Here is a 19,565-nt window from a genome sequence, read left to right on the forward strand (position 1 = left end):
AATCCCAAGAGCATATTGTTCTTTTTTCAGTATACTACATTTAGTGTATCGGAGAACAAGTGTTTCTTGCGATTCTTTAGGGATTTTTTGAGCAGATATGCTCGAGATGTGCAATTCATCTCACCACCTGATAGGACGCCACTGAAAAAGTGGTAAGTTTAGTATCACAGGGCGTCAAATATGTGCAAAAATGTTCCTTGATAATAAAATATTGCTAAAATAGTGTTTTGAGGGATGCAAAATCTACCCTTTTGAGAGATGAATTTTCCTATTCTTCCTCATTTGGGCAGACTTCTCCCTTTAGTTTTAAAATTCGTTTTAAATTGACTGCAAATATTGATACTGCTCCTTGAAGTTGCATGTTTGATAGTCCAGCAGCATCACAACGACTATATCCGTGTATATTTTTTAATTCACTATTTTTTGCCTCTATCATATAGCGGGTTTTGAAACGTTCCTTGAAATATTGTGTTTTTTGAAACGCTTCTTGATTTTTATGATAATCCGATTTAATAGTGATACTATACGTTTTGGTTTTTGCATTTTCTTTATAGCAGCCATTACGATAAGGACAGACATGGCATTTATTAATATCGAAAAAATATTTGATACGTGTATTCTTTTTCTGATTACTACGTTTGTCAATTCGATATTTTATAGCCAAATGCCCCGCTGGGCACTGCATGGTATCCGCATCTTTATTAAAGATAAAGCCGCCCTCTGAACGAGTCCCTTTTATGATGCTCGGGTTAAGCTTTGAAATTAATTTATAGTTATTGCTTTGTGCATCTTTTAAATTTTCCAGTGTGGAATATGCGGTATCTGCTATTACTTCATTAGCGGTTGCACCTGCTGCTTTACTTTTTTGAACCAGTACTGGAAGTTCCTGACCATCAAATGCTTCGCCGGATGTGATTGTTGCTGCTGTGATAATCCGTTCATCTGTCATGGCCAAATGAGTTTTGTATCCGTAAAAAGAAGAATTGACCGTTTTATGGCCAATCCGGGCATCCGGGTCAATGGATTGATCATAACAATCAATCTGATTATCCAAAATTTCGGATAACATAGAAGATTCTTCTTTAATCGTTGGCAGTTCTGAATACGGACTTTCCTGAACTGTGTTTAATAATTCATGACAGTATTCATTATACTCATCTAAAGAAGCTCGTTTTTCAGGTTCATCTGGCAGATAAATGTCTTTATCAGAATCTTTTAAAGCTGCTTTTAAAGAAGTAGAGGCTTTTTTCAACATTTCTCTCTGAGTAGTTTTATGATAACGGGCTTCTGTATGAGTTGAGTCAACAATTATAGTATTGCTTTTTAAAACACCTTGATTTATGGCAAGTTCTACACTTTTATTTATGAGCAGATCAAGTATATTTTCATCTTTTAAACGCTGCTTTCTGAATTTGGTTAAAAGACTAGGATGGATAACCTCTTCTTCTGGCGTTAATTCCAGAAAATATTTAAAAGACATATCATATCGTGATCTTTCAACAACACCATTATCAGAAAGGTTATAAAGATATTTTAAAAGCAGATATTTAAATAGCAATATAGGTTTTTTTGCATTACGTCCATTATCAAGGCAATATTTATTTTTTAATTCATCATATATAAAAGAAAAATCGACCAATTCCCTGATTTTTCTTAGAATATGATCTTTTGGTACAATCATGTCATATAAATCTGAATAATAACTAAGGCTAAGTTTAAGTTGGGATGATAACATTTCAACCTCCGACAATTATGATACCTTAATTATATCAGATATATGATTTTACGACCACTTTTTCAGTAGTGTCCTACATAGAAGCGGTAGTACCATTTCTTTCCTTTTTTTCTTACAGATCCTTTTGCCATAATCGTATATCTCCTTTCGATATTAGACAATCGGAACTGATGAAATGCTTCGTGCGTGTAAGTATATCATAACTCCGGTTGTCTTACTATACCGATTCGGAATCTTCGTATAAGACTTCTGATAAAAGATTTGCAAGCCTTTGTTCTGCTGTTTTTGGTTTCTTGGAATAGAGCCTTACAACGTCTGCCATCTCATTAAGAGCATTGATGGTAGGAGTGATTTCCCTTAAGAACATAATCTCATTATATTCCTCATTCGATTCAAACCCTATTGTTTTGGCAATATCCGTCTGACCAGCATTCCCCTTGAAATTTTTGCAGGCGAACTGGAAGGAATCCAAAAACAGACCATATTGTTTTAACATCAGCAGTAATAAATCTTTTGAAAAAGCATCTTCTTCTTTGGTAAGGGCAAGCGGTAACTGTTCCAGAATATCTCCCATCGCATCACGAATCTGTAACTCTCTCTTATCCGTAATGTCGGTTTCATATTCATCTGTTTCCCCTTTGAGCCATTCCACAGATACATGGAGTGCTTCCGAAAGACCTTCCAGCACCATTTTTTTCGTATTGTCAATCGAACCATTCTCATAACGCAGGATTGTAGAAGCGGTAACCCCCATCTTTTCTGCGACATAAGGCTGTGTCAGATTCAATTCCAGACGGCGCTGTTTTACTCTGCTGCCTATCAGCTTGCGTAGTTCTTTATCTTTCATGCTGACTGCCTCCTTTTTCGGTATGTATGAATTATAGCATTGTTTTTCCAAAATTGCAATATGCAACATAAAGTTTGTTTTTGATATTTCGTAACGCTTGGCAAAAAGATATAAAAAGGATATACTTACATCACAAGAATTGCATAATGCAATTTATAAGGAGGTGATTATATGACGCAAAGAAAAATTGCATTATCCATCGAAGAAGCTGCTGACTATACGGGAATCGGCAGAAATACCTTAAGACAGCTTGTAGAATGGAAGAAACTTCCAGTATTAAAGGTTGGTCGCAAAGTCCTGATTAAAACCGATATTCTGGAAATGTTTATGGAAGCGAATGAAGGTCGTGATTTGAGGGATAGAGGAAATGTAAAAGCCGTAACAAGAACTGCGGCAAATTAAAAAGGCGGCTTCCGAAGAAACCGCCAAAGGTTCTATCAGACCGAAGCCATGATATACCTACACGCAAGAAGATTATACCATGTGCTTCTTCTGATACGCAACCGAGAACTTATGTTTGTGAAGGAAAGGAGAATGTAAGAATGGCAAAATCAACAAAAAGTTATGAAGAACGAATGCTTGAAATGGAAAAGAAGGAACAGGAAAGCCTTGAAAAAGCAAAACGATATGCAGCACAGAAGAAAGAACTTCTAAAACGAAAGAAAGCCGAAGAAAGTAAAAAACGAACCCATAGGCTCTGTCAGGTTGGCGGTGCGGTGGAATCCGTTCTTGGTGCGACTATTGAGGAGGAAGACATCCCAAAGCTGATTGGTTTTCTGAAAAAGCAGGAAGCCAATGGGAAATTTTTCTCAAAGGCAATGCAGAAAGAAACAAATACCGATATGGAGGAAGTGTAATGGCGGATGGGATGAGTTTTTCATTCCCTTCATTGCTTTTTCATGAAAGGCGCACTTATGGACAACCAGAGGTCGTCCCAATAAGTTTGCCACAAGTGGCAACCGGTCTGCGCTCACGCTTGCCGGGCTCGTTCCGTCGGCGGGGCTTTCAGCCAGACCTGCTCATGCCACAGGAGGCACTCTTCGCCAGAGAGGCGCATTCCATGCAGGCTGCTATGCGCAGGGCACTCTTACGCAGAGGGCGTTCTGGCAATGCTGCTTTTTCTAAAATCGAAAGCAATGTTGCCGGAAATCTATACCGGATGTGCAGAAAGGAGGAATCCAGATATGGCGATTTTTCATTACACAATCAAAATAGTCGGACGAAGTAAAGGGAAATCTGTTATCTCCGCTTCCGCATATCTCAATGGGGATGTGATGAAAAACGAGGAAACCGGGAGAATCAGTTATTACACTTCTAAAAAAGAAGTGGTCTACACCAGTCTGATGATGTGTGAAAACGCACCTCCTGAATGGCAGATAGTACCAGAAGAAAATATAAAACGCTTTCAAAAATCTGTCCGCTACAAAAGGTCAGAAGATAAAGAAGCTGCTTTAGAAAAATTCAAAATCACATTTCAGAAACAAAGATTATGGAATGAGGTATTGAAGATTGAAAAAAGTGCGGATGCCCAACTTGGCAGGTCATTTGAATTTGCCCTCCCAAAAGAATGGAGCAGACAGGAACAGATTCAATATACATCCGACTATATCCAAAAAACATTTGTGGATAAGGGAATGTGTGCTGATTGGAGTATCCACGACAAAGGGGATGGCAACCCCCATGTCCACCTGCTTCTGACGATGCGACCTTTTAACCCGGACCATTCTTGGGGAAAGAAAGAAGTCAAGGATTGGGATTTTGTCAGAGATAAAAGCGGAAATATCGTGATTGACGAATCCCACCCGGACTGGTGGCAGGATAAGAAAAACCCTGACCGTCATGGAATCCGTATCCCTGTATTAGACGAAAACGGAATCCAGAAGATTGGTGCAAGAAACCGCCTGCAATGGAAACGGGTGCTGACCGATGCTACTGGATGGAACAATCCCAAAAATTGTGAGCTGTGGCGGAGTGAGTGGGCAAAGGTGTGTAATGAACATCTTCCTTTGCATAATCAGGTTGATCACCGTTCTTATGAAAAACAGGGAAAACTCCAGATTCCTACCATCCATGAAGGTGCTGACGCAAGAAAGATTGAACAAAAATTTCTTGCCGGGCAGGAAATAAAAGGTTCGTGGAAAGTAGCGGAAAATCAAATCATAAAACAGCAAAACACGTTATTGCAAAAGATACTGGACACCTTTGGAAAAGTATCAGGTGCATTATCATTATGGAAGGAGCGATTAAATGACATTAGAAGAAAGCCGGGAAGTCATTCCCATGATGGAATCAATGATAAACCAGATCGAGGAACAGCAGAACCTTATGGCAGAGATGGTACAGGAATTACAGGAAAAAGACAGACAGCTTCTGTCCTTTCAGGAGCAGAACCAGAGTTTGCAGATATTAAACAGCGAGTTATCCGGACTGCTGAATCTTTTGCCAGATACAGAAGAACTGCTTTCCCAGATCGAACAGCAGAAAAACAGAATCGAACAGTTGGAAACCGAGAATCAGCAATGGCAGGAATTAACGCAGAAGCTGAACAACGAGAACAGCTTATTGCTGAAACAGAGCAGAGAATTACTGACCTTAAACAGCAGATAGAGAAAGTGAGGGATATAGATGCGAGAATGCGTAAACTTAGAGAACGTCGGTCAAGTGGAAGAACTTCTACAGATGACAGAACAGATGCAGGACGAACTGGATCAGAAAGACCAGATGATTATGGAACTGAACAGGCAGCTAAACAGATTGCTGACCTTGAACGAGAAATTGAACAGCGAAAACAGAGTCGAGAATATCGAAGCATTGCGGACAAGATTAAGGAAAATAGAAGAACAATTAGCCAACGAGACAGACAGCAGGAAAAGAGCCGACGCAGAAGTCGTGGCATGGAAATTTAGGTATGAAAAAGCGGAACAGGCAAAACGCTATGCACAGACACACCAAAAGACAACAGAGGTAGCTGTTGAGAAAAAAGTGCCCTATGAGAAATGCGATAACTGTGACCGCACTGCTTACCAAAAAGCAAAAGAAAAATGCGATAACCGTAAAATTCAGTTAGAGAAAAAATATAAAAATATGACGGCTGGTTATGAAAGTATCCTGTTTCTGCTGGCATGGTACAGTATAGCCATTACACTATTCACTGCTATCCTTTCTCCAGTTTTCTTTAGTGACTGTATTAGCTTTTTCAGTATGTTTGCTAAAGGAATCTTAAGCCTGTTTCAAAAATTTGTTGCAGGTGCAGATTCTTTCGGACAGTTAAGCAGTGGAATCTCAAATAGTATCATTTCAGGGATTGTGTACTGGCTGATTGTAAGTATTGTTATGGGAATTTTATTTATCATAACGGGATTGCTGATAATCGGGACTGGCTATCAGGTGGGGAAAATCTACCGGAAATATTGCTGGGATATTATCAGCATCATGGTGGTGATAATGAGTACAGCTATCATAATCTATTTCGGAAAATGGATAAAATCAATTATTCCGATAAACCTCATTATGTTGCTACTTCTGGTACATGCGGTTTATATCGGAATCCGATGTTATGTGAAAAACTGGCGAGAAAAACGAGGATATTTTTAAAGTAAAATGGGCAGGTAAAACTGCCTGTTTTTCACAAAACAAATATACTTATTTTTAGTTATCCAGATTTTTAGAGTCTGTGAAAACTGTTCTTTGATTTTTAACACTATTTTTTATAATCTTCCAAATGAATCTGTTTTGATTGATTGACAATTACCGAGCTATTCTAGTATATTTAATCCATAAAGCAGATACAAAATCGCAGATGTGCAGGTGAACAGACATGAAAAATATCCATAGCATTGAATTTTATACTGGAAGCAAGGAAGAACTGCTTCCCGGTTTTGAAAAAGATTTTCCCTATATCGCTTCAAGGGCAGAACTTGACAAGTATATCGGACATTATGTACCGTGGCACTGGCACAAGACAGTGGAACTTTTTTATATGGAAAGTGGTAGCATTGAATATGATACGCCGGGAGGAAAACTGTTGTTTCCGGCTGGAAGCGGCGGCATAGTAAATTCCAATGTACTCCATATGACAAAAGCAATATCGCAGAAAGAAAAGAATATACAGCTACTTCATATTTTCGATGTTTCCCTACTTGCCGGGGAACAGGGAAGCAGGATTGAACAAAAATATATTGCGCCTATCATAACAGCCCCACAGATTGAGGTAATTCCGCTTTTTCCAGGCAATGCAGAAGAAGAAAGGATTTTGAAACTGCTTGCCGCTTCATTTCGTTTATCCAGTGATGAATTTGGATATGAAATAAAACTGCGGGAAACCCTAACAGAAATATGGCTCATGCTTTTTGAACTATCCCGTCCTATGCGTGAAAAAAAGGGGGAACATAATAAAAGCAACGATAAAATAAAGCTGATGATGATATATATTCACGAACATTACAGAGAGAAAATCTCTATCCCGGAACTTGCGGCAGCAGCATACCTAAGCGAAAGGGAGTGTTATAGAGTGTTCCATGACTGTCTGCACATGACACCCGTAGAGTATATAAAGGCTTACCGTCTGCAAGCTGCCTGTCAGATGCTAGCAAAGGGGCAGGAAGCAGTTACCGTTATCAGCCATGAGTGCGGTTTGGGGAGTAGCAGTTATTTTGGAAAGGTTTTTCGAGAATACACACATTGTTCACCCACAGAATATCGGAGAAAATGGCAGAATAGTGATAGATAAGGGCAGAAAAGAAATATTTTTTCTATTACCTTTTGCATTATAATGATACCTGTAAAGTAAATCCGTCATTTACAGGAGGTGAGTGCAAAGTGGTAAAACTGAACATTCTGAACATGAAAAATTTTTTAGATACGGTCAATAGCTGTTCCGGCAAAGTAAACATGCTGTGCCCGGATGGTGAAAAAACAAAACATCGATGGGGAAGAAGAAAAAGATACAGGGCAGTTTGTGGCGGCAATACTCCCAAAACAAAAACTGTTTGCGGCTTTGTTTCGAAGTTCCGAATCCAACGGACTATATGAACATTGTTTCGTACTATGCCGGGGATTGCTGATTTATCTGTAAATATTTCATCATAAAGGGGCTGGACAGTTTATCTTCCAGCCCCGCCCTTTTGAAAGGAGTTAAAAATGGAGTTGAACATTCAGACCGCAGAACTGGCATTAAGGGAAGCGGCAGAATCCAATCCGGGAGCATGGGCAGAACATTCCCGGTATGTAGCCGAAGCCTGTAAAAACATTGCGTCACACTGTAAAGATTTATCTTCTGAACAGGCGTATATTTTCGGGCTGTTACACGATATTGGACGTTATGCCGGAGTGAGTTCGGAAAGGCATCTGATAGACGGCTATCGTTACTGTATGGAGCGTGGGTGGGGAAAAGCCGCACAAATATGTATATCCCACGCATTTATGATACAGGATATTGCCACATCTATCGGAGAGTTTGATGTCAGTGATGAGGATTACCTGTTTATGAAAGAATTTGTTGCAAATGCGGTATATGATGATTATGACCGTCTTGTACAGTTATGTGACGCATTGGCTATGCCTTCGGGGTTCTGTCTTTTGGAAAAGAGATTTGTAGACGTGACAATGCGATACGGCGTTCACCCAGCGACAATAGACAGATGGAAAAAGATTTTAGAGATTAAAGAACGGTTTGAGGATCAGATTGGCTGTTCTATCTATGCCCTGCTTCCGGGCGTTATGGAAAACAGTTTTCGTTAAGGGGGGATATTGTGTATTACGAATCCAGTGATTTTTTGGAAACAGCGGACAGCGATACGTTAAAGCAGATTGCCCGCACAAGGGAATTAACACGGAAATATTATTTTTCTGATTATAGAGATACAGAAAAACGCACTTCCATTCTTCGGGAGCTGTTGGGCGGAATAGGGGAAAATGTGGCAATCGACACGCCTTTTCATTGCGACTATGGAAAAAATATTTTTTTGGGAAATGATGTGATCGTCAATATGAATTGTACCTTTGTGGATAACAAAACTATCCGAATTGGCGACAGGGTATTGATTGCGTCAAATGTGCAGATTTATACATCTTCACACCCTGTCTTACCACAGGAAAGGTTTGTGCCGGATTGGAGGGAACGTCAGACAACATTTTTTAGAACCTATGCACGTCCGATAGAAATAGAAAGTAATGTCTGGATTGGCGGCGGCTGTATTCTTCTGCCCGGAGTCACTATAGGAAAAAACAGCGTGATAGGGGCTGGAAGTGTAGTTACCCGCCCTATCCCGCCTAATTGTGTTGCAGTAGGAAATCCATGCAGGGTGATACGTTATTTTGATACAGACAGGGAAAGGTGGCATCATGAAGTATAAGCATATCGTTTTTGACATTGACGGCACTCTGATTGATACGGAATATGCTGTATTACATTCTTTACAGGAAACTATAAAGGGATTGTCCGGGAGAGAGATACCATGTTCTGAACTAAGATTTGCGTTAGGGATTACAGGAACAGACGCTTTGAAAAAACTTGCGATAAAAGACACTTCCTATGCGATAGAATTATGGGATAAAAATATGCGTAACTATACAAATAACATTAAAGTATTTGACGGAATCGTTGAATTATTGAAAAATCTTCTAAGTCTGGATTATGAAATGGGGATTGTCACATCAAAGACAAGGGAAGAATTTACACATGATTTTTGTCCGTTTGGTATCAGTCATTATTTCAAAACAATCATATGTGCAGACGATACACAGGAACATAAACCCAATGCCGCACCGATTTTGAAATATGTGGAATTATCAAAAACAGACCATAGGAAAGTACTTTATATCGGAGATAGCAAATATGACAGTAAATGTGCGGAAAATGCGGGAATTGATTTTGCTTTAGCAGTATGGGGCAGTCATAATAAGCACATAAAAGCAGATTATTTTTTAGAAAAACCTGCCAATCTGTTATCTGCTATCACTTCAGAGAAATTTTATTAGCGATGAAAGATCGAACGAAAATGACTCCGAGGTATATTAAAAAAACTTGCTTGATCAATTATGGTGATTTTGATTAAGTAGCCTGTATGTAAAATAAAGCATACAGGCTACTTGTGGTTTACAATTCCAAAGAATCTTCTGCATCTACCCACATTTGCATATTACCATCAAGATATAATCGTGCATATTCAAGTGGCTCATCAATAGCAAGTGTATTTAATGCGCAGTCTGATCCAGGAGTGGTTTTTAAGTTCTTCTCAGCTTCCCAACAGTCAATGCGGAGCATATAACCGGCATTGGTATAAACATCAATGCTGTTTCTGTGTGGATTGTATTCTGCAAATATTGTTCTCATCGTATCTTATCTCCATTTTTTTAATAATCAGTTATAGAGTTAAATATCGAAAACATTTCAATCAGTTCACCATGTTGTTATTGTTATATGTTATACTGTGTTATGAAATTTTCTTTCCCTTAATTTTTCCCATATTAAGGTTCATGAAAGCTAATGGGAGAATGTAACACAAGGGAAAGAGTAAGGGAAAGTACACTTGCTACAAACTTAGTGTTTTCAAGGGTTTGCGAAGAATTTGATAATCAAATATAATAGTTATTAAATTTCCTAAAATAAGTGGAATATCAACTGGAATTTTCAAATTAGTCTTTGCAAATAACCTTTGAACCTTCACCATCAATTACACATTCCCTGACGGTTGTTAATCGGGCATAGATTCAAATCCGAAAACTCAGTCATTATTTTCTCAGTAACTTTCTTAAATGGTGCTGTAAGATAATGCGGAAGAACATAGAAATCAATCAAATCAAGCCCTGCATCATCTTCTTGTGAGTAGTCCTCTGGCTTTTCATCCATTTGCTCGATATATTGGATGCTTGGAGCGCATATAATTGCGCCTGCCGACTCGCCGATCATCAATTTTCCATTTGCCAATTCCTTTTTCAGTAGCCCATCAGTTCCCGTTTTACGGAGCTGGTCCATAAGAAAGAAAGAATTTCCGCCAGTAAAATATATCACATCTGCTTCTTCAAAAACAGACTGTATCGTTGAATAAGCCTCCGTTGAAATATCAATTTCAGTTACGATTGCTCCCAACTTTTTGAATAATTTTCGAGCCGAGCCGACATAACCGATGTAGCCTTCACGCAGTGAAGCTGTTGGAATAAATGCGACTTTCTTATTTTCAATTTCTTCCTTTATCAGACTTCCTACACTTGAAAAGTGCGAACATAAAAATAATTTCATTAATATTCTCCTTTATAAATTTCGATTTTTCAATTCAAATGACTTTGAGTTGCCTGTCATAAAATATTTGAAAGGAATTCTTCTATCAAACTATTTATCATCTCCGGTTTATCTGTATTAGAATTATGGCCGGCTCCTTCAATCCATTTTAAAGGAATTTTCGTTTTTTGATGCCATGCTCTATTATACCTTATACATGAGCCAGCATGATCCTTTGTGCCACATATTAACAAGGAAGGACATTTGATTTCATATGGCAGATCCTTTTCCATTGCCTCTGCCAGAATACGAAATCCATTCCCGGCAATTTGTGCATAACGATGCTGATTACCATCATAGACCAGCATCATTTCCCGCATCAGGTTTCTGCCATAACTGGAAGTTGCAACTCCCTCAGTTCCGGATTTCAAAAGCAACTTCCATGGATAATGTGCATATATTGGTTCCATTCTTTTTAGAAGCCAGATTTCCACTGCAGTCACATAGTTTCTCTGCAATGGTGCAGAATCAATGGAAATAAAACCTGCCAGCTGAGCGGGATACAATTGTGCATAAGCCTGTCCTACATATCCTCCCATTGATTGACCTATTATAATTGGTTTTATGATTTCTTCTTTTTCAAGAATCCCATTCAGCCATTTTGCCTTATCAAACAGGTCAAAATCAAACCGGAACGGCCAGGAGGATGCATGAGCCGGTGCATCCCATACAATAATATTATATTTTCCTTCGAAGTACTCAACCTGCTTATCAAACAATCTATGATCAGCAGTCAGCCCTGGAAGAAATATAAGCGTCGTTGTATCCAAACTCAGAATACTTGACCAATAATGAATCTTTCCACAAGGTGTTTGATATGTACTTTCCTTCAACAAATACACCTCCGCTCATTTTTCTCAGCTACACAAACTGAAAAACTTTAACTATTTTCATATTGATTTTTTATATTAAAATATCTTTTGCCATTCAAATCATATCACACTATCAGCCCTATTTCCATTTTAATTTACTTAGTCAAGTCACTTCAAACTTACTACACCTGATACAAGCAAGTCCCCACTCACTGCTTATTGTTTTTCGCAACCTCCGCAGGGGACTTACCTGCTTCGCTTAAAGTGTATTTGAAAGAGCCAACCACCAGCATAGAAAAATAATTTATTTCATGTGCATTTGCAGGATATTTAGATATTCTTAGCTGGTCAAAATCTGCGTTATGAGAAAAATGACACACTGTCTGAGCGAAGCGAGTTTGTGGCATTTTTCTCATGCATTTAGCAGATTTTTAGCAGCTTAGAATATCTTAATGTCCGAAACCGCACATGAAATAAATTATTTTTCTATGCGTCCCTCCTTCAAATCCCTCCCTCAGATTCTTCCCACTATATCCCCCCCAAAAAAACATATTACAAGCAAAAAAAGACCGACAGTCTCCCCTCCCGGATTTCCTGTCAGTCTTTCAATAACTCCTATTTTCTCAACTCTTCACACTCAAACGCACCAACGCCCTCTGCAGCTTAGCCTCCACAATCTTATAATCATGATCAGTCAAACCACCTTTTGCGATCATCTCCTCCGCTCTTTTCTTAGCTTCCTGTGCACGCTGCTCATCAATATCCTCTTTCCACTCCCAGGTAGTTGCAAGGACACGGCACTTTCCGTTCATAACAGAAAGCATTCCGCCAATACAGGCTGCGGTCCGTCTGCTGCCGTCTTCCATTACCACACTTGCTTCGCCCATTCCAAGGGCAGTACAGTAATTACAGTGTCTGGCAAGGATAGCCAGATCACCGCTGACAGTTCTGCAGATCACACGCTCCACATTACCTTCAAAGAGCAGTCCGTCCGGTGTTCCGATTCTCAACGGGAAAGTACTCATAGGACATTTCCCCCTTTACTGATTCTTGGCTTTTTCAAACACTTCATCGATGGTTCCCACAAACAGGAAATAACTCTCAGGAATGTCATCACACTCACCGTTCAGGATCATCCTGAATCCTCTCAGTGTCTCCTTCAGCGGAACATATTTGCCAGGCATACCTGTAAACTGTTCTGCTACAGAGAAACTCTGTGACAGAAATCTCTGAACCTTACGTGCACGGCTTACAGTACGTTTATCTTCCTCTGACAACTCATCCATACCCATGATGGCAATGATGTCCTGAAGCTCTTTGTAACGCTGAAGAACCCTCTGCACTGATCTGGCAATCTCATAATGCTCTGTTCCTACGATTTCAGGAGAAAGGATACGACTTGTGGAATCCAGAGGATCAACGGCCGGATAAATACCCTGGCTGGAGATCTCACGGGAAAGTACAGTTGTTGCATCCAGATGTGAGAATGTAGTTGCAGGAGCCGGGTCAGTCAGGTCATCGGCAGGCACATATACAGCCTGTACAGATGTGATGGAACCCTTTCTTGTGGAAGTAATTCGTTCCTGCAGATTACCCATTTCAGTTGCCAGTGTAGGCTGATAACCTACGGCTGAAGGCATACGTCCCAGAAGCGCAGACACCTCGGAACCTGCCTGTGTAAAACGGAAAATATTGTCAATAAAGAGGAGCACATCCTGGTTCTTCTCATCACGGAAGTATTCCGCCATTGTAAGTCCGGAAAGTCCGACTCTCATACGTGCTCCAGGCGGCTCATTCATCTGACCATAAACCAGAGCAGTTTTATCGATAACTCCACTTTCTTTCATTTCATTATAAAGGTCATTTCCTTCACGCGTACGCTCTCCTACACCTGTAAATACGGAAAGTCCGCCGTGAGCAGTTGCTACGTTGTGGATCAGCTCCATGATCAGAACTGTTTTTCCTACACCAGCACCACCGAAAAGACCAATCTTACCACCCTTTGCATAAGGGCAGATCAGGTCAACGACCTTGATTCCTGTCTCCAAGATCTCTGTTGCAGGCATCTGTTCTTCATAAGAAGGAGCCTGACGATGGATAGACCAGCGTTCCTTTGCCTCCGGTGCCGGAAGATTATCTACCGGGTCACCCAGAAGGTTAAATACTCGTCCCAGGCATTCCTCACCTACAGGAACGGAAATTGGACCGCCTGTATCCAGAGCTTTGGCACCGCGCACCAGACCGTCAGTAGAATTCATGGCAATACATCTTACCACATCATCACCAACCTGCTGTGCAACCTCGGCAACCAGCTTTGCGCCATCATTATCAATCTCTATGGCATTGAGAAGAGGTGGCAGCTCATCGTGCGCAAAGCGGATGTCCAGAACCGGACCAATAACCTGCACTACCTCGCCAATGTGTTTTTCACTCATGTTTGTAATCTCCTATCTATTGGAAATTATATCTTAGCTGTTCGGTACCTCTTGGCAGTTACCGGACAGCTCATTATATTTAGATTTTAAAGACCTTCCGCACCTGCAACAATCTCCGTGATTTCCTGCGTGATGCTTGCCTGACGTGCCCTGTTGTAATACAGATTGAGCTGATCAATCATCTCTTCCGCATTACTTGTGGCTGCGTCCATAGCCATACGTCTGGCTGCCAGTTCACTTGCGGTACTTTCGCAGATACCACCATAAACCAGTCCTGCCAGATATTCCGGAACAATGGCATCAAATACTGTCTCTCCGTCCGGTTCATAGAGAATCAGATTCTTCGTCTCTATCTTACCGCCGCTTTCCTCTCTGATATCAGCCATAGGAAGCATGGAAAATACCTCCGGCTGCTGGGAAAGCATGGAATTAAAGACAGTATAGCATAATTCAATATGGCCAAAGGTTCCTTTGCGAAATTCCGTGCAGAGCATATTTGCCATTTCAAAACAGTCCGCTACAGAAATACTTCCTGCCTCTGCAAACTGTTCTGTCAGAGCTTCTATCCCTCTCTGACGGAGATATTCCACTGCTTTCTTTCCAACCGGCAGAACCATGTAGTCCTTACCTTCTGCCGAAGCCTCCAGACACTTGAAAAGATTTGCATTGTATCCGCCTGCCAGTCCTCTGTCACCCGCGATCACTACATAGCAGGTTTTATTGTTGGAGGACTCTTTCGCATAAACAGATGAGAAATCTGTATTCTCTCTTGCAATCTCTTTCAATGTCTCATGAAGTTCTGTAAAGTACGGACGGCATACCTCTGCACGTTCCTTTGCCTTACGCAGTTTGGAGGATGCTACAAGCTCCATGGCCTTGGTAATCTGCATAGTACTCTGTACACTCTTGATACGCAGCTTTACCGCTTTCATATTCGAAGCCATACGATACCCTCCTAATCACTTTATTTCTCAGGTCTTGTATTCAGGAAATTCTCTGTGTACGCATCCAGCACACTGCGTAGTTTCTGCTCTGTTTCCTGCTCTAGTTTACCTGTTGTGCGGATTTCCTGCATCACTTCCACGCCTGCTGCATCTGTATCCAGATACGTATATAATCCTGATTCATATACACTTACATCTTCAACTTTAACTGCTTCCAGAACACCCTTGGTGACCGCATAAAGAATCGCTACCTGTTTCTCTACAGGAACCGGTGCATTCTGGTTCTGTTTCAAAACTTCCACGATACGTGCACCCTGTTCCAGACGCGCCTTCGTATCAGCATCCAGATCAGAACCAAACTGTGCGAAGCTCTGCAGCTCACGGTACTGGGAATAAATCAGTTTCAGTGTTCCTGCTACCTTCTTCATTGCCTTGATCTGCGCATCACCACCAACTCGTGATACGGAGATACCCGGGTTTACAGCAGGCATGATTCCTGAATGGAATAACTCTGTCTCCAGGAAGATCTGTCCGTCTGTAATAGAAATAACGTTAGTAGGAATATAAGCAGATACATCACCTGCCTGTGTCTCAATGATCGGCAGTGCTGTCATGGAGCCACCGCCATGTTCATCGTCCAGCTTCGCTGCACGTTCCAGAAGTCTGGAATGCAGATAGAAAACATCACCCGGGTAAGCTTCACGTCCAGGTGGACGACGGATCAGCAGGGAAAGTGCGCGATATGCAACCGCATGCTTACTCAGATCATCATAAATGATCAGCACGTCTTTTCCCTTATTCATAAAGTACTCGCCCATTGCACAGCCGGAATACGGTGCGATATACTGCAGCGGGCTTGACTCAGATGCTGTAGCAGCTACGACGATGGTGTAATCCATCGCGCCATTTCTTGTCAGGTTCTCTACTAATGTAGCTACTGTGGAACGTTTCTGTCCGATGGCTACATAGATACAGATCACATCTTTTCCCTTCTGGTTAATGATGGTATCTGTAGCAATCGTTGTTTTACCGGTCTGACGGTCACCAATGATAAGTTCACGCTGTCCACGTCCGATAGGGATCATGGAGTCGATGGCTTTGATACCTGTCTGGAGAGGCTGATATACAGACCTTCTCTCACAGATTCCAGGTGCCTTACTCTCAATCGGCCGGAATTCTTTTGTATCAATAGGGCCTGCTCCGTCAATTGGCTGTCCCAGTGCATTTACAACACGTCCAACCATGGCGTCGCCTACCGGTACAGACACGACCTTGCCTGTACGCTTTACGGTCTGACCCTCACCAATGTTCTCATCTGAACCAAAGATTACGATGGAGACACTGTTCTCCTCCAGGTTCTGTGCCATACCGAAACTTCCGTCCTCAAATTCCAGAAGCTCTCCTGACATACAATTTACCAGTCCGCTGGCTCTGGCGATTCCATCACCGACCATAAGGATCGTACCTGTCTCGTTCTGTTGAATGGCATTTTCGTAATATTTTATCTGGCTTCGGATGACCTTGGAGATTTCCTCAGGTTTTAATTGCATGTTTCCATTCCATCCTTTTATATTCTTTTATTTTCGATTCCAGGACCAGCATACTAAAATCATTCGTGTCCGCACGAAATGACTTCTTAACCTGCAATCCTGATATCTTCTCACATTACCATTTCATTCAGTTTCTTTGAAATACCGGAAATACGACTCTGCACTGTACCGTCAAGCTGCACGCCTTCCAGTTCCACACGAAGTCCGGCGATTACGGATGTATCGGTCTTCTGTACCAGATACACCTGCTTTCCGCTTATTTTCTCAAGCTTCGCTTTCAGAGCCTCCATCTGAGTTTCACTGAGCTTCACTGCACTCGTCACTACCGCTTCTGCGATTCCATGTGCACTGTTGTAGCGTCTGATGAACTCTTCGCAGCATCCGGCAAATTCTCTCAGAATCTTGCGTTCACACAATAATTTCAGGAAATTCACCAGATATCTTCTCTGCCTGTCCTCCGAAAGCCTCTTCGATCATCTTAAGTCTCTCTTCCTCAGGAATTGCCGGTTCTCCCAGCAATTTCAGATATCCCGGATTTTCTCGAAAAATCTGTCTGACCGCGATCATCTGCTCCATGATCTGTCCATCGAGTTTCTCCTCAGCGGCAAGGTCATACAGGCTGCCGCCGTACACTCTGGCAGTTTTTGTCATGATGCCTCACCTACATTCTCAATAAACTCATCAATCAGTTTTGTATGATCTTCTTCATTAATTTCGCGCTCGATCACTTTTCCGGCAATCTCAACAGCCATACCGCCAATCTCTTCTTTGATCTCGTTGACTGCTTTACGTTTCTCCTGGGCAATGTCTTTCTCTGCCTTTTCTTTCATGGCAGTTACCTGACTGGAAGCTTCTTTAATCATCTCTTCACTCTGGATCGCAGCTGTTTTCTGAGCTGTCATCACAATGTCGTTTGCTTTATTCTTAGCTTCCTGCATATTCTTCTCATATTCTTCTTTCATTGCCTGGGCTTCTTCTTTTGCCTTCACCGCATCCTGAATCTCAGCATCTGCTTTCGCCTTACGCTTGTCCAGCATCTCGTTGATCGGCTTGAAGAGGAAACGTTTGATCAGATATACCTGAATAAAAAGGTTGCAAATCGTCGCTATAAAATTCCACGGCACAATTCCAACTAATTCCTGTACCTGCATGTTTGTAACCTCCTGTCTATACTTATGCGGATTCATCCAGCTGTTGCCGGAAATCTCCACAAGTTCCAATCAGATGCCTCTCATCTGTCATATCCGGCATCTGCGCTTTCTTATCAGCTCAGGAAGTTCATGAACATACCAGGTGCAACGAAGATAAGTAACAGACCGGTTACGAAACCGTAGATACCGGTTGTCTCTGCGATTGCACATCCAAGAAGCATAGTAGAAGTAACATCGCCTTTGCACTCAGGCTGACGTCCGATTGCTTCCAGTGCCTTAGCTACTGCGTTACCTTCACCAATACCAGGGCCGATACCTGCGATCAGTGAACATCCTGCTCCAATTGCACAACCTGCTAATGCGATACCTTTTGCCAGTAACTGAAAATCCATAGTAAAACCCTCCTGTTAGAAATATTTTGCAGCTTTTCCCCTGCTATCTTTCATCTCATCTGTTATATTTCAGCTGTTTTTCGATTACCACTGTTATCAATTCATTTCCAACAATGATATGGTTATAATTATTCTGCTGAAATCTCTGCTACTCCTCTGCTGCATTGGCGATATACATTACCGTCAGCATACAGAAAATGAACGCCTGCATGATTCCTGAAAACCAGTCGAAATAGACTGACAGAATCGCAGGTACACCGACATCAAGAATCGGTATCTTTGACAGTACATCTCCGACTACACCCGGGATCAGTCCCAGAAGTGCAGAACTTGCAACTGCCAGTGCCCCATAAATCAGACCATTGATTACTACACCGGAAAGGATATTTCCGAAATGACGACACGCCATACTGACAGGTGTAGCCAGCTCGGAAAGAATATTAAACGGTGTCATAACTGCAATCGGGGTCGTAAATCCTTTCAGATAACCACCAACTCCGCCGGTCTTGATCTTCTGTGCTGTGATCATGATAAAAACCACAACCGCCCATGCCGCTTCTGTAGAAAGATCGGCTGTAGGGCTTCGAAGTCCGATAAGACTGATCAGATTGGAAACCACGCTTGTCGCAAAAAGCGCTGCAACAAAAGGTATCATGTATCTGAATTTCTCACCCATGTTTCCAACTACAAAGCTATTGGCTTTCTCTACTATAAGCTCAGCCAACGCCTGTCTCTTGGAAATATTCTCTTCTTTCAGATCATGTGTCAGCCAGATGCACAGTCCTGTAATCAAAATCATTACGATCCAGCTTACTACCATTGTCTCACTGATCCTTAACGGTCCGAGAAAAGGCACATTGATGGGCAATGTAAAGAATATCCTTGCCCCGGTAATATCCAACTCCATACTCTTTATTCACCTCCCGTCTCTACCGGTCTGTTTTCCGGCTTGATAGAACAGATATTTGTAATCCGTCTTGCTGTCCGTTACCCGAATCGTTTCTCTGCAGCTTCATAAAAAATTTTTCTGATCTATAGCAATTTTATAGAATACTACAATTGTTATAATCACAGATGTCCGCCTGATTCCGGTCACATACAGCAACTATTTCTTATTATGAAAAATTCCTGCTATTTTAATTCCTGTTCCAGGAAATAAAAGCGGAACGATTCCTGCCACAAAATGGAAACATGGTGCAACGATCGCAACGACCACCCACAGCATCTGGAGCAGCATTCTCTGAGAATAACTTGCTTTAATTCTCATCCTCGCTGTGTCTTCATCTGTCGCTGCCGCAGCCTTCTGTACTGCCAGTCCCATGAAAAAGAAATTCAGGACTGCCACACATCCTCCGACTGCACCTCCAAGAAATACCGTATAATCAAGTGGTACTTTCTGAGGCATAAATCCATGCATTACT

The 19,565-nt window shown here is 41.4% G+C and carries 24 protein-coding genes and 1 pseudogene; 10 read left to right on the forward strand and 15 right to left on the reverse strand.

What is annotated here, in order from left to right; genetic code table 11:
• Window positions 1-268: 268 nt before the first annotated feature.
• Entirely contained in the window at window positions 269-1,735 is a 1,467-nt protein-coding gene (locus tag AC058W_RS06845) for an IS1182 family transposase (protein ID WP_479389870.1), read from the reverse strand.
• Window positions 1,736-1,952: 217 nt separating this feature from the next.
• The gene (locus AC058W_RS06850) at window positions 1,953-2,582 is read right to left on the reverse strand and encodes a helix-turn-helix domain-containing protein (protein WP_015530715.1); all 630 of its coding nucleotides are present in this window, start codon (window positions 2,580-2,582) and stop codon (window positions 1,953-1,955) included.
• A gap of 171 nt (window positions 2,583-2,753) precedes the next feature.
• Between AC058W_RS06850 and AC058W_RS06855 the strand changes: the two genes are divergently transcribed.
• From AC058W_RS06855 to AC058W_RS06900, 10 genes are all read left to right on the forward strand, one after another.
• The gene (locus AC058W_RS06855; RefSeq protein WP_004843519.1) at window positions 2,754-2,984 is read left to right on the forward strand and encodes a helix-turn-helix domain-containing protein; all 231 of its coding nucleotides are present in this window, start codon (window positions 2,754-2,756) and stop codon (window positions 2,982-2,984) included.
• 140 nt (window positions 2,985-3,124) lie between these two features.
• A complete protein-coding gene (locus tag AC058W_RS06860) occupies window positions 3,125-3,439 on the forward strand; it encodes a hypothetical protein (protein WP_008394181.1) in 315 nt (104 codons plus the stop codon).
• Complete coding sequence (locus tag AC058W_RS06865) at window positions 3,439-3,810, forward strand: hypothetical protein (protein WP_117674855.1); 372 nt, start codon at window positions 3,439-3,441, stop codon at window positions 3,808-3,810. Before AC058W_RS06860 ends, AC058W_RS06865 begins: the two co-directional genes overlap by 1 nt.
• Window positions 3,767-5,488 (forward strand): MobA/MobL family protein, encoded by a 1,722-nt coding sequence (locus AC058W_RS06870; protein ID WP_182448711.1) that lies wholly within the window; start codon window positions 3,767-3,769, stop codon window positions 5,486-5,488. Before AC058W_RS06865 ends, AC058W_RS06870 begins: the two co-directional genes overlap by 44 nt.
• On the forward strand, window positions 5,472-6,176 hold the full coding sequence (locus AC058W_RS06875; RefSeq protein ID WP_055196675.1) for a DUF6040 family protein: 705 nt from the start codon (window positions 5,472-5,474) through the stop codon (window positions 6,174-6,176). The genes AC058W_RS06870 and AC058W_RS06875 overlap by 17 nt, the downstream gene beginning before the upstream one ends.
• A gap of 223 nt (window positions 6,177-6,399) precedes the next feature.
• Complete coding sequence (locus tag AC058W_RS06880; protein ID WP_016304806.1) at window positions 6,400-7,311, forward strand: AraC family transcriptional regulator; 912 nt, start codon at window positions 6,400-6,402, stop codon at window positions 7,309-7,311.
• Window positions 7,312-7,400: 89 nt separating this feature from the next.
• The gene (locus AC058W_RS06885; protein WP_479389871.1) at window positions 7,401-7,613 is read left to right on the forward strand and encodes a hypothetical protein; all 213 of its coding nucleotides are present in this window, start codon (window positions 7,401-7,403) and stop codon (window positions 7,611-7,613) included.
• A gap of 108 nt (window positions 7,614-7,721) precedes the next feature.
• Complete coding sequence (locus AC058W_RS06890; RefSeq protein ID WP_019162948.1) at window positions 7,722-8,321, forward strand: HDOD domain-containing protein; 600 nt, start codon at window positions 7,722-7,724, stop codon at window positions 8,319-8,321.
• 11 nt (window positions 8,322-8,332) lie between these two features.
• Window positions 8,333-8,935: a sugar O-acetyltransferase gene (locus AC058W_RS06895; protein ID WP_118591864.1), complete on the forward strand. Its 603-nt coding sequence runs from the start codon at window positions 8,333-8,335 to the stop codon at window positions 8,933-8,935.
• On the forward strand, window positions 8,925-9,560 hold the full coding sequence (locus AC058W_RS06900) for an HAD family hydrolase (protein ID WP_016304801.1): 636 nt from the start codon (window positions 8,925-8,927) through the stop codon (window positions 9,558-9,560). The genes AC058W_RS06895 and AC058W_RS06900 overlap by 11 nt, the downstream gene beginning before the upstream one ends.
• Window positions 9,561-9,678: 118 nt before the next feature.
• On the opposite strand, the gene AC058W_RS06905 is transcribed toward AC058W_RS06900, so the two are convergent.
• From AC058W_RS06905 to AC058W_RS06965, 13 genes and pseudogenes are all read right to left on the reverse strand, one after another.
• On the reverse strand, window positions 9,679-9,915 hold the full coding sequence (locus AC058W_RS06905) for a DUF6061 family protein (protein ID WP_012744332.1): 237 nt from the start codon (window positions 9,913-9,915) through the stop codon (window positions 9,679-9,681).
• 302 nt (window positions 9,916-10,217) lie between these two features.
• Window positions 10,218-10,821 (reverse strand): annotated as a pseudogene (locus tag AC058W_RS06910) (Type 1 glutamine amidotransferase-like domain-containing protein).
• A gap of 56 nt (window positions 10,822-10,877) precedes the next feature.
• Window positions 10,878-11,693 (reverse strand): alpha/beta fold hydrolase, encoded by an 816-nt coding sequence (locus AC058W_RS06915; RefSeq protein ID WP_118137917.1) that lies wholly within the window; start codon window positions 11,691-11,693, stop codon window positions 10,878-10,880.
• A gap of 602 nt (window positions 11,694-12,295) precedes the next feature.
• On the reverse strand, window positions 12,296-12,697 hold the full coding sequence (gene atpC, locus AC058W_RS06920) for an ATP synthase F1 subunit epsilon (protein ID WP_117674861.1): 402 nt from the start codon (window positions 12,695-12,697) through the stop codon (window positions 12,296-12,298).
• A 15-nt stretch (window positions 12,698-12,712) separates the two neighbouring features.
• On the reverse strand, window positions 12,713-14,107 hold the full coding sequence (gene atpD / locus AC058W_RS06925; protein ID WP_008704959.1) for a F0F1 ATP synthase subunit beta: 1,395 nt from the start codon (window positions 14,105-14,107) through the stop codon (window positions 12,713-12,715).
• Between the two features lie 86 nt (window positions 14,108-14,193).
• On the reverse strand, window positions 14,194-15,051 hold the full coding sequence (atpG, locus tag AC058W_RS06930) for an ATP synthase F1 subunit gamma (protein ID WP_118590675.1): 858 nt from the start codon (window positions 15,049-15,051) through the stop codon (window positions 14,194-14,196).
• 20 nt (window positions 15,052-15,071) lie between these two features.
• Window positions 15,072-16,601, reverse strand: a complete 1,530-nt coding sequence (gene atpA / locus AC058W_RS06935; protein ID WP_117674863.1) for a F0F1 ATP synthase subunit alpha — start codon at window positions 16,599-16,601, stop codon at window positions 15,072-15,074.
• Between the two features lie 110 nt (window positions 16,602-16,711).
• Window positions 16,712-17,035, reverse strand: coding sequence for an ATP synthase F1 subunit delta (gene atpH, locus AC058W_RS06940; protein ID WP_479389872.1), 324 nt, complete (start codon window positions 17,033-17,035; stop codon window positions 16,712-16,714).
• Entirely contained in the window at window positions 17,010-17,252 is a 243-nt protein-coding gene (locus AC058W_RS06945; protein ID WP_479389873.1) for a F0F1 ATP synthase subunit delta, read from the reverse strand. Before AC058W_RS06945 ends, atpH begins: the two co-directional genes overlap by 26 nt.
• Window positions 17,249-17,752, reverse strand: coding sequence for a F0F1 ATP synthase subunit B (gene atpF / locus AC058W_RS06950; RefSeq protein ID WP_117675022.1), 504 nt, complete (start codon window positions 17,750-17,752; stop codon window positions 17,249-17,251). Before atpF ends, AC058W_RS06945 begins: the two co-directional genes overlap by 4 nt.
• Window positions 17,753-17,865: 113 nt before the next feature.
• Window positions 17,866-18,144: an ATP synthase F0 subunit C gene (gene atpE, locus AC058W_RS06955; RefSeq protein ID WP_117674865.1), complete on the reverse strand. Its 279-nt coding sequence runs from the start codon at window positions 18,142-18,144 to the stop codon at window positions 17,866-17,868.
• Window positions 18,145-18,292: 148 nt separating this feature from the next.
• A complete protein-coding gene (locus AC058W_RS06960; RefSeq protein ID WP_117674866.1) occupies window positions 18,293-19,051 on the reverse strand; it encodes a F0F1 ATP synthase subunit A in 759 nt (252 codons plus the stop codon).
• 198 nt (window positions 19,052-19,249) lie between these two features.
• A partial coding sequence (locus tag AC058W_RS06965; RefSeq protein ID WP_479389874.1) for an ATP synthase subunit I occupies window positions 19,250-19,565 on the reverse strand: 316 nt, incomplete at its 5' end.

This window comes from Blautia sp. CGZ-1-C1 (genome assembly GCF_056504575.1).

Coding starts and splice junctions, on each gene's coding strand:
- AC058W_RS06845 (WP_479389870.1), bottom strand. CDS start 1,735: ATGTTATCATCCCAACTTAAACTTAGCCTTAGTTATTATTCAGATTTA.
- AC058W_RS06850 (WP_015530715.1), bottom strand. CDS start 2,582: ATGAAAGATAAAGAACTACGCAAGCTGATAGGCAGCAGAGTAAAACAG.
- AC058W_RS06855 (WP_004843519.1), top strand. CDS start 2,754: ATGACGCAAAGAAAAATTGCATTATCCATCGAAGAAGCTGCTGACTAT.
- AC058W_RS06860 (WP_008394181.1), top strand. CDS start 3,125: ATGGCAAAATCAACAAAAAGTTATGAAGAACGAATGCTTGAAATGGAA.
- AC058W_RS06865 (WP_117674855.1), top strand. CDS start 3,439: ATGGCGGATGGGATGAGTTTTTCATTCCCTTCATTGCTTTTTCATGAA.
- AC058W_RS06870 (WP_182448711.1), top strand. CDS start 3,767: ATGGCGATTTTTCATTACACAATCAAAATAGTCGGACGAAGTAAAGGG.
- AC058W_RS06880 (WP_016304806.1), top strand. CDS start 6,400: ATGAAAAATATCCATAGCATTGAATTTTATACTGGAAGCAAGGAAGAA.
- AC058W_RS06890 (WP_019162948.1), top strand. CDS start 7,722: ATGGAGTTGAACATTCAGACCGCAGAACTGGCATTAAGGGAAGCGGCA.
- AC058W_RS06900 (WP_016304801.1), top strand. CDS start 8,925: ATGAAGTATAAGCATATCGTTTTTGACATTGACGGCACTCTGATTGAT.
- AC058W_RS06905 (WP_012744332.1), bottom strand. CDS start 9,915: ATGAGAACAATATTTGCAGAATACAATCCACACAGAAACAGCATTGAT.
- atpC (WP_117674861.1), bottom strand. CDS start 12,697: ATGAGTACTTTCCCGTTGAGAATCGGAACACCGGACGGACTGCTCTTT.
- atpD (WP_008704959.1), bottom strand. CDS start 14,107: ATGAGTGAAAAACACATTGGCGAGGTAGTGCAGGTTATTGGTCCGGTT.
- atpG (WP_118590675.1), bottom strand. CDS start 15,051: ATGGCTTCGAATATGAAAGCGGTAAAGCTGCGTATCAAGAGTGTACAG.
- atpA (WP_117674863.1), bottom strand. CDS start 16,601: ATGCAATTAAAACCTGAGGAAATCTCCAAGGTCATCCGAAGCCAGATA.
- AC058W_RS06945 (WP_479389873.1), bottom strand. CDS start 17,252: ATGACAAAAACTGCCAGAGTGTACGGCGGCAGCCTGTATGACCTTGCC.
- atpF (WP_117675022.1), bottom strand. CDS start 17,752: ATGCAGGTACAGGAATTAGTTGGAATTGTGCCGTGGAATTTTATAGCG.
- atpE (WP_117674865.1), bottom strand. CDS start 18,144: ATGGATTTTCAGTTACTGGCAAAAGGTATCGCATTAGCAGGTTGTGCA.
- AC058W_RS06960 (WP_117674866.1), bottom strand. CDS start 19,051: ATGGAGTTGGATATTACCGGGGCAAGGATATTCTTTACATTGCCCATC.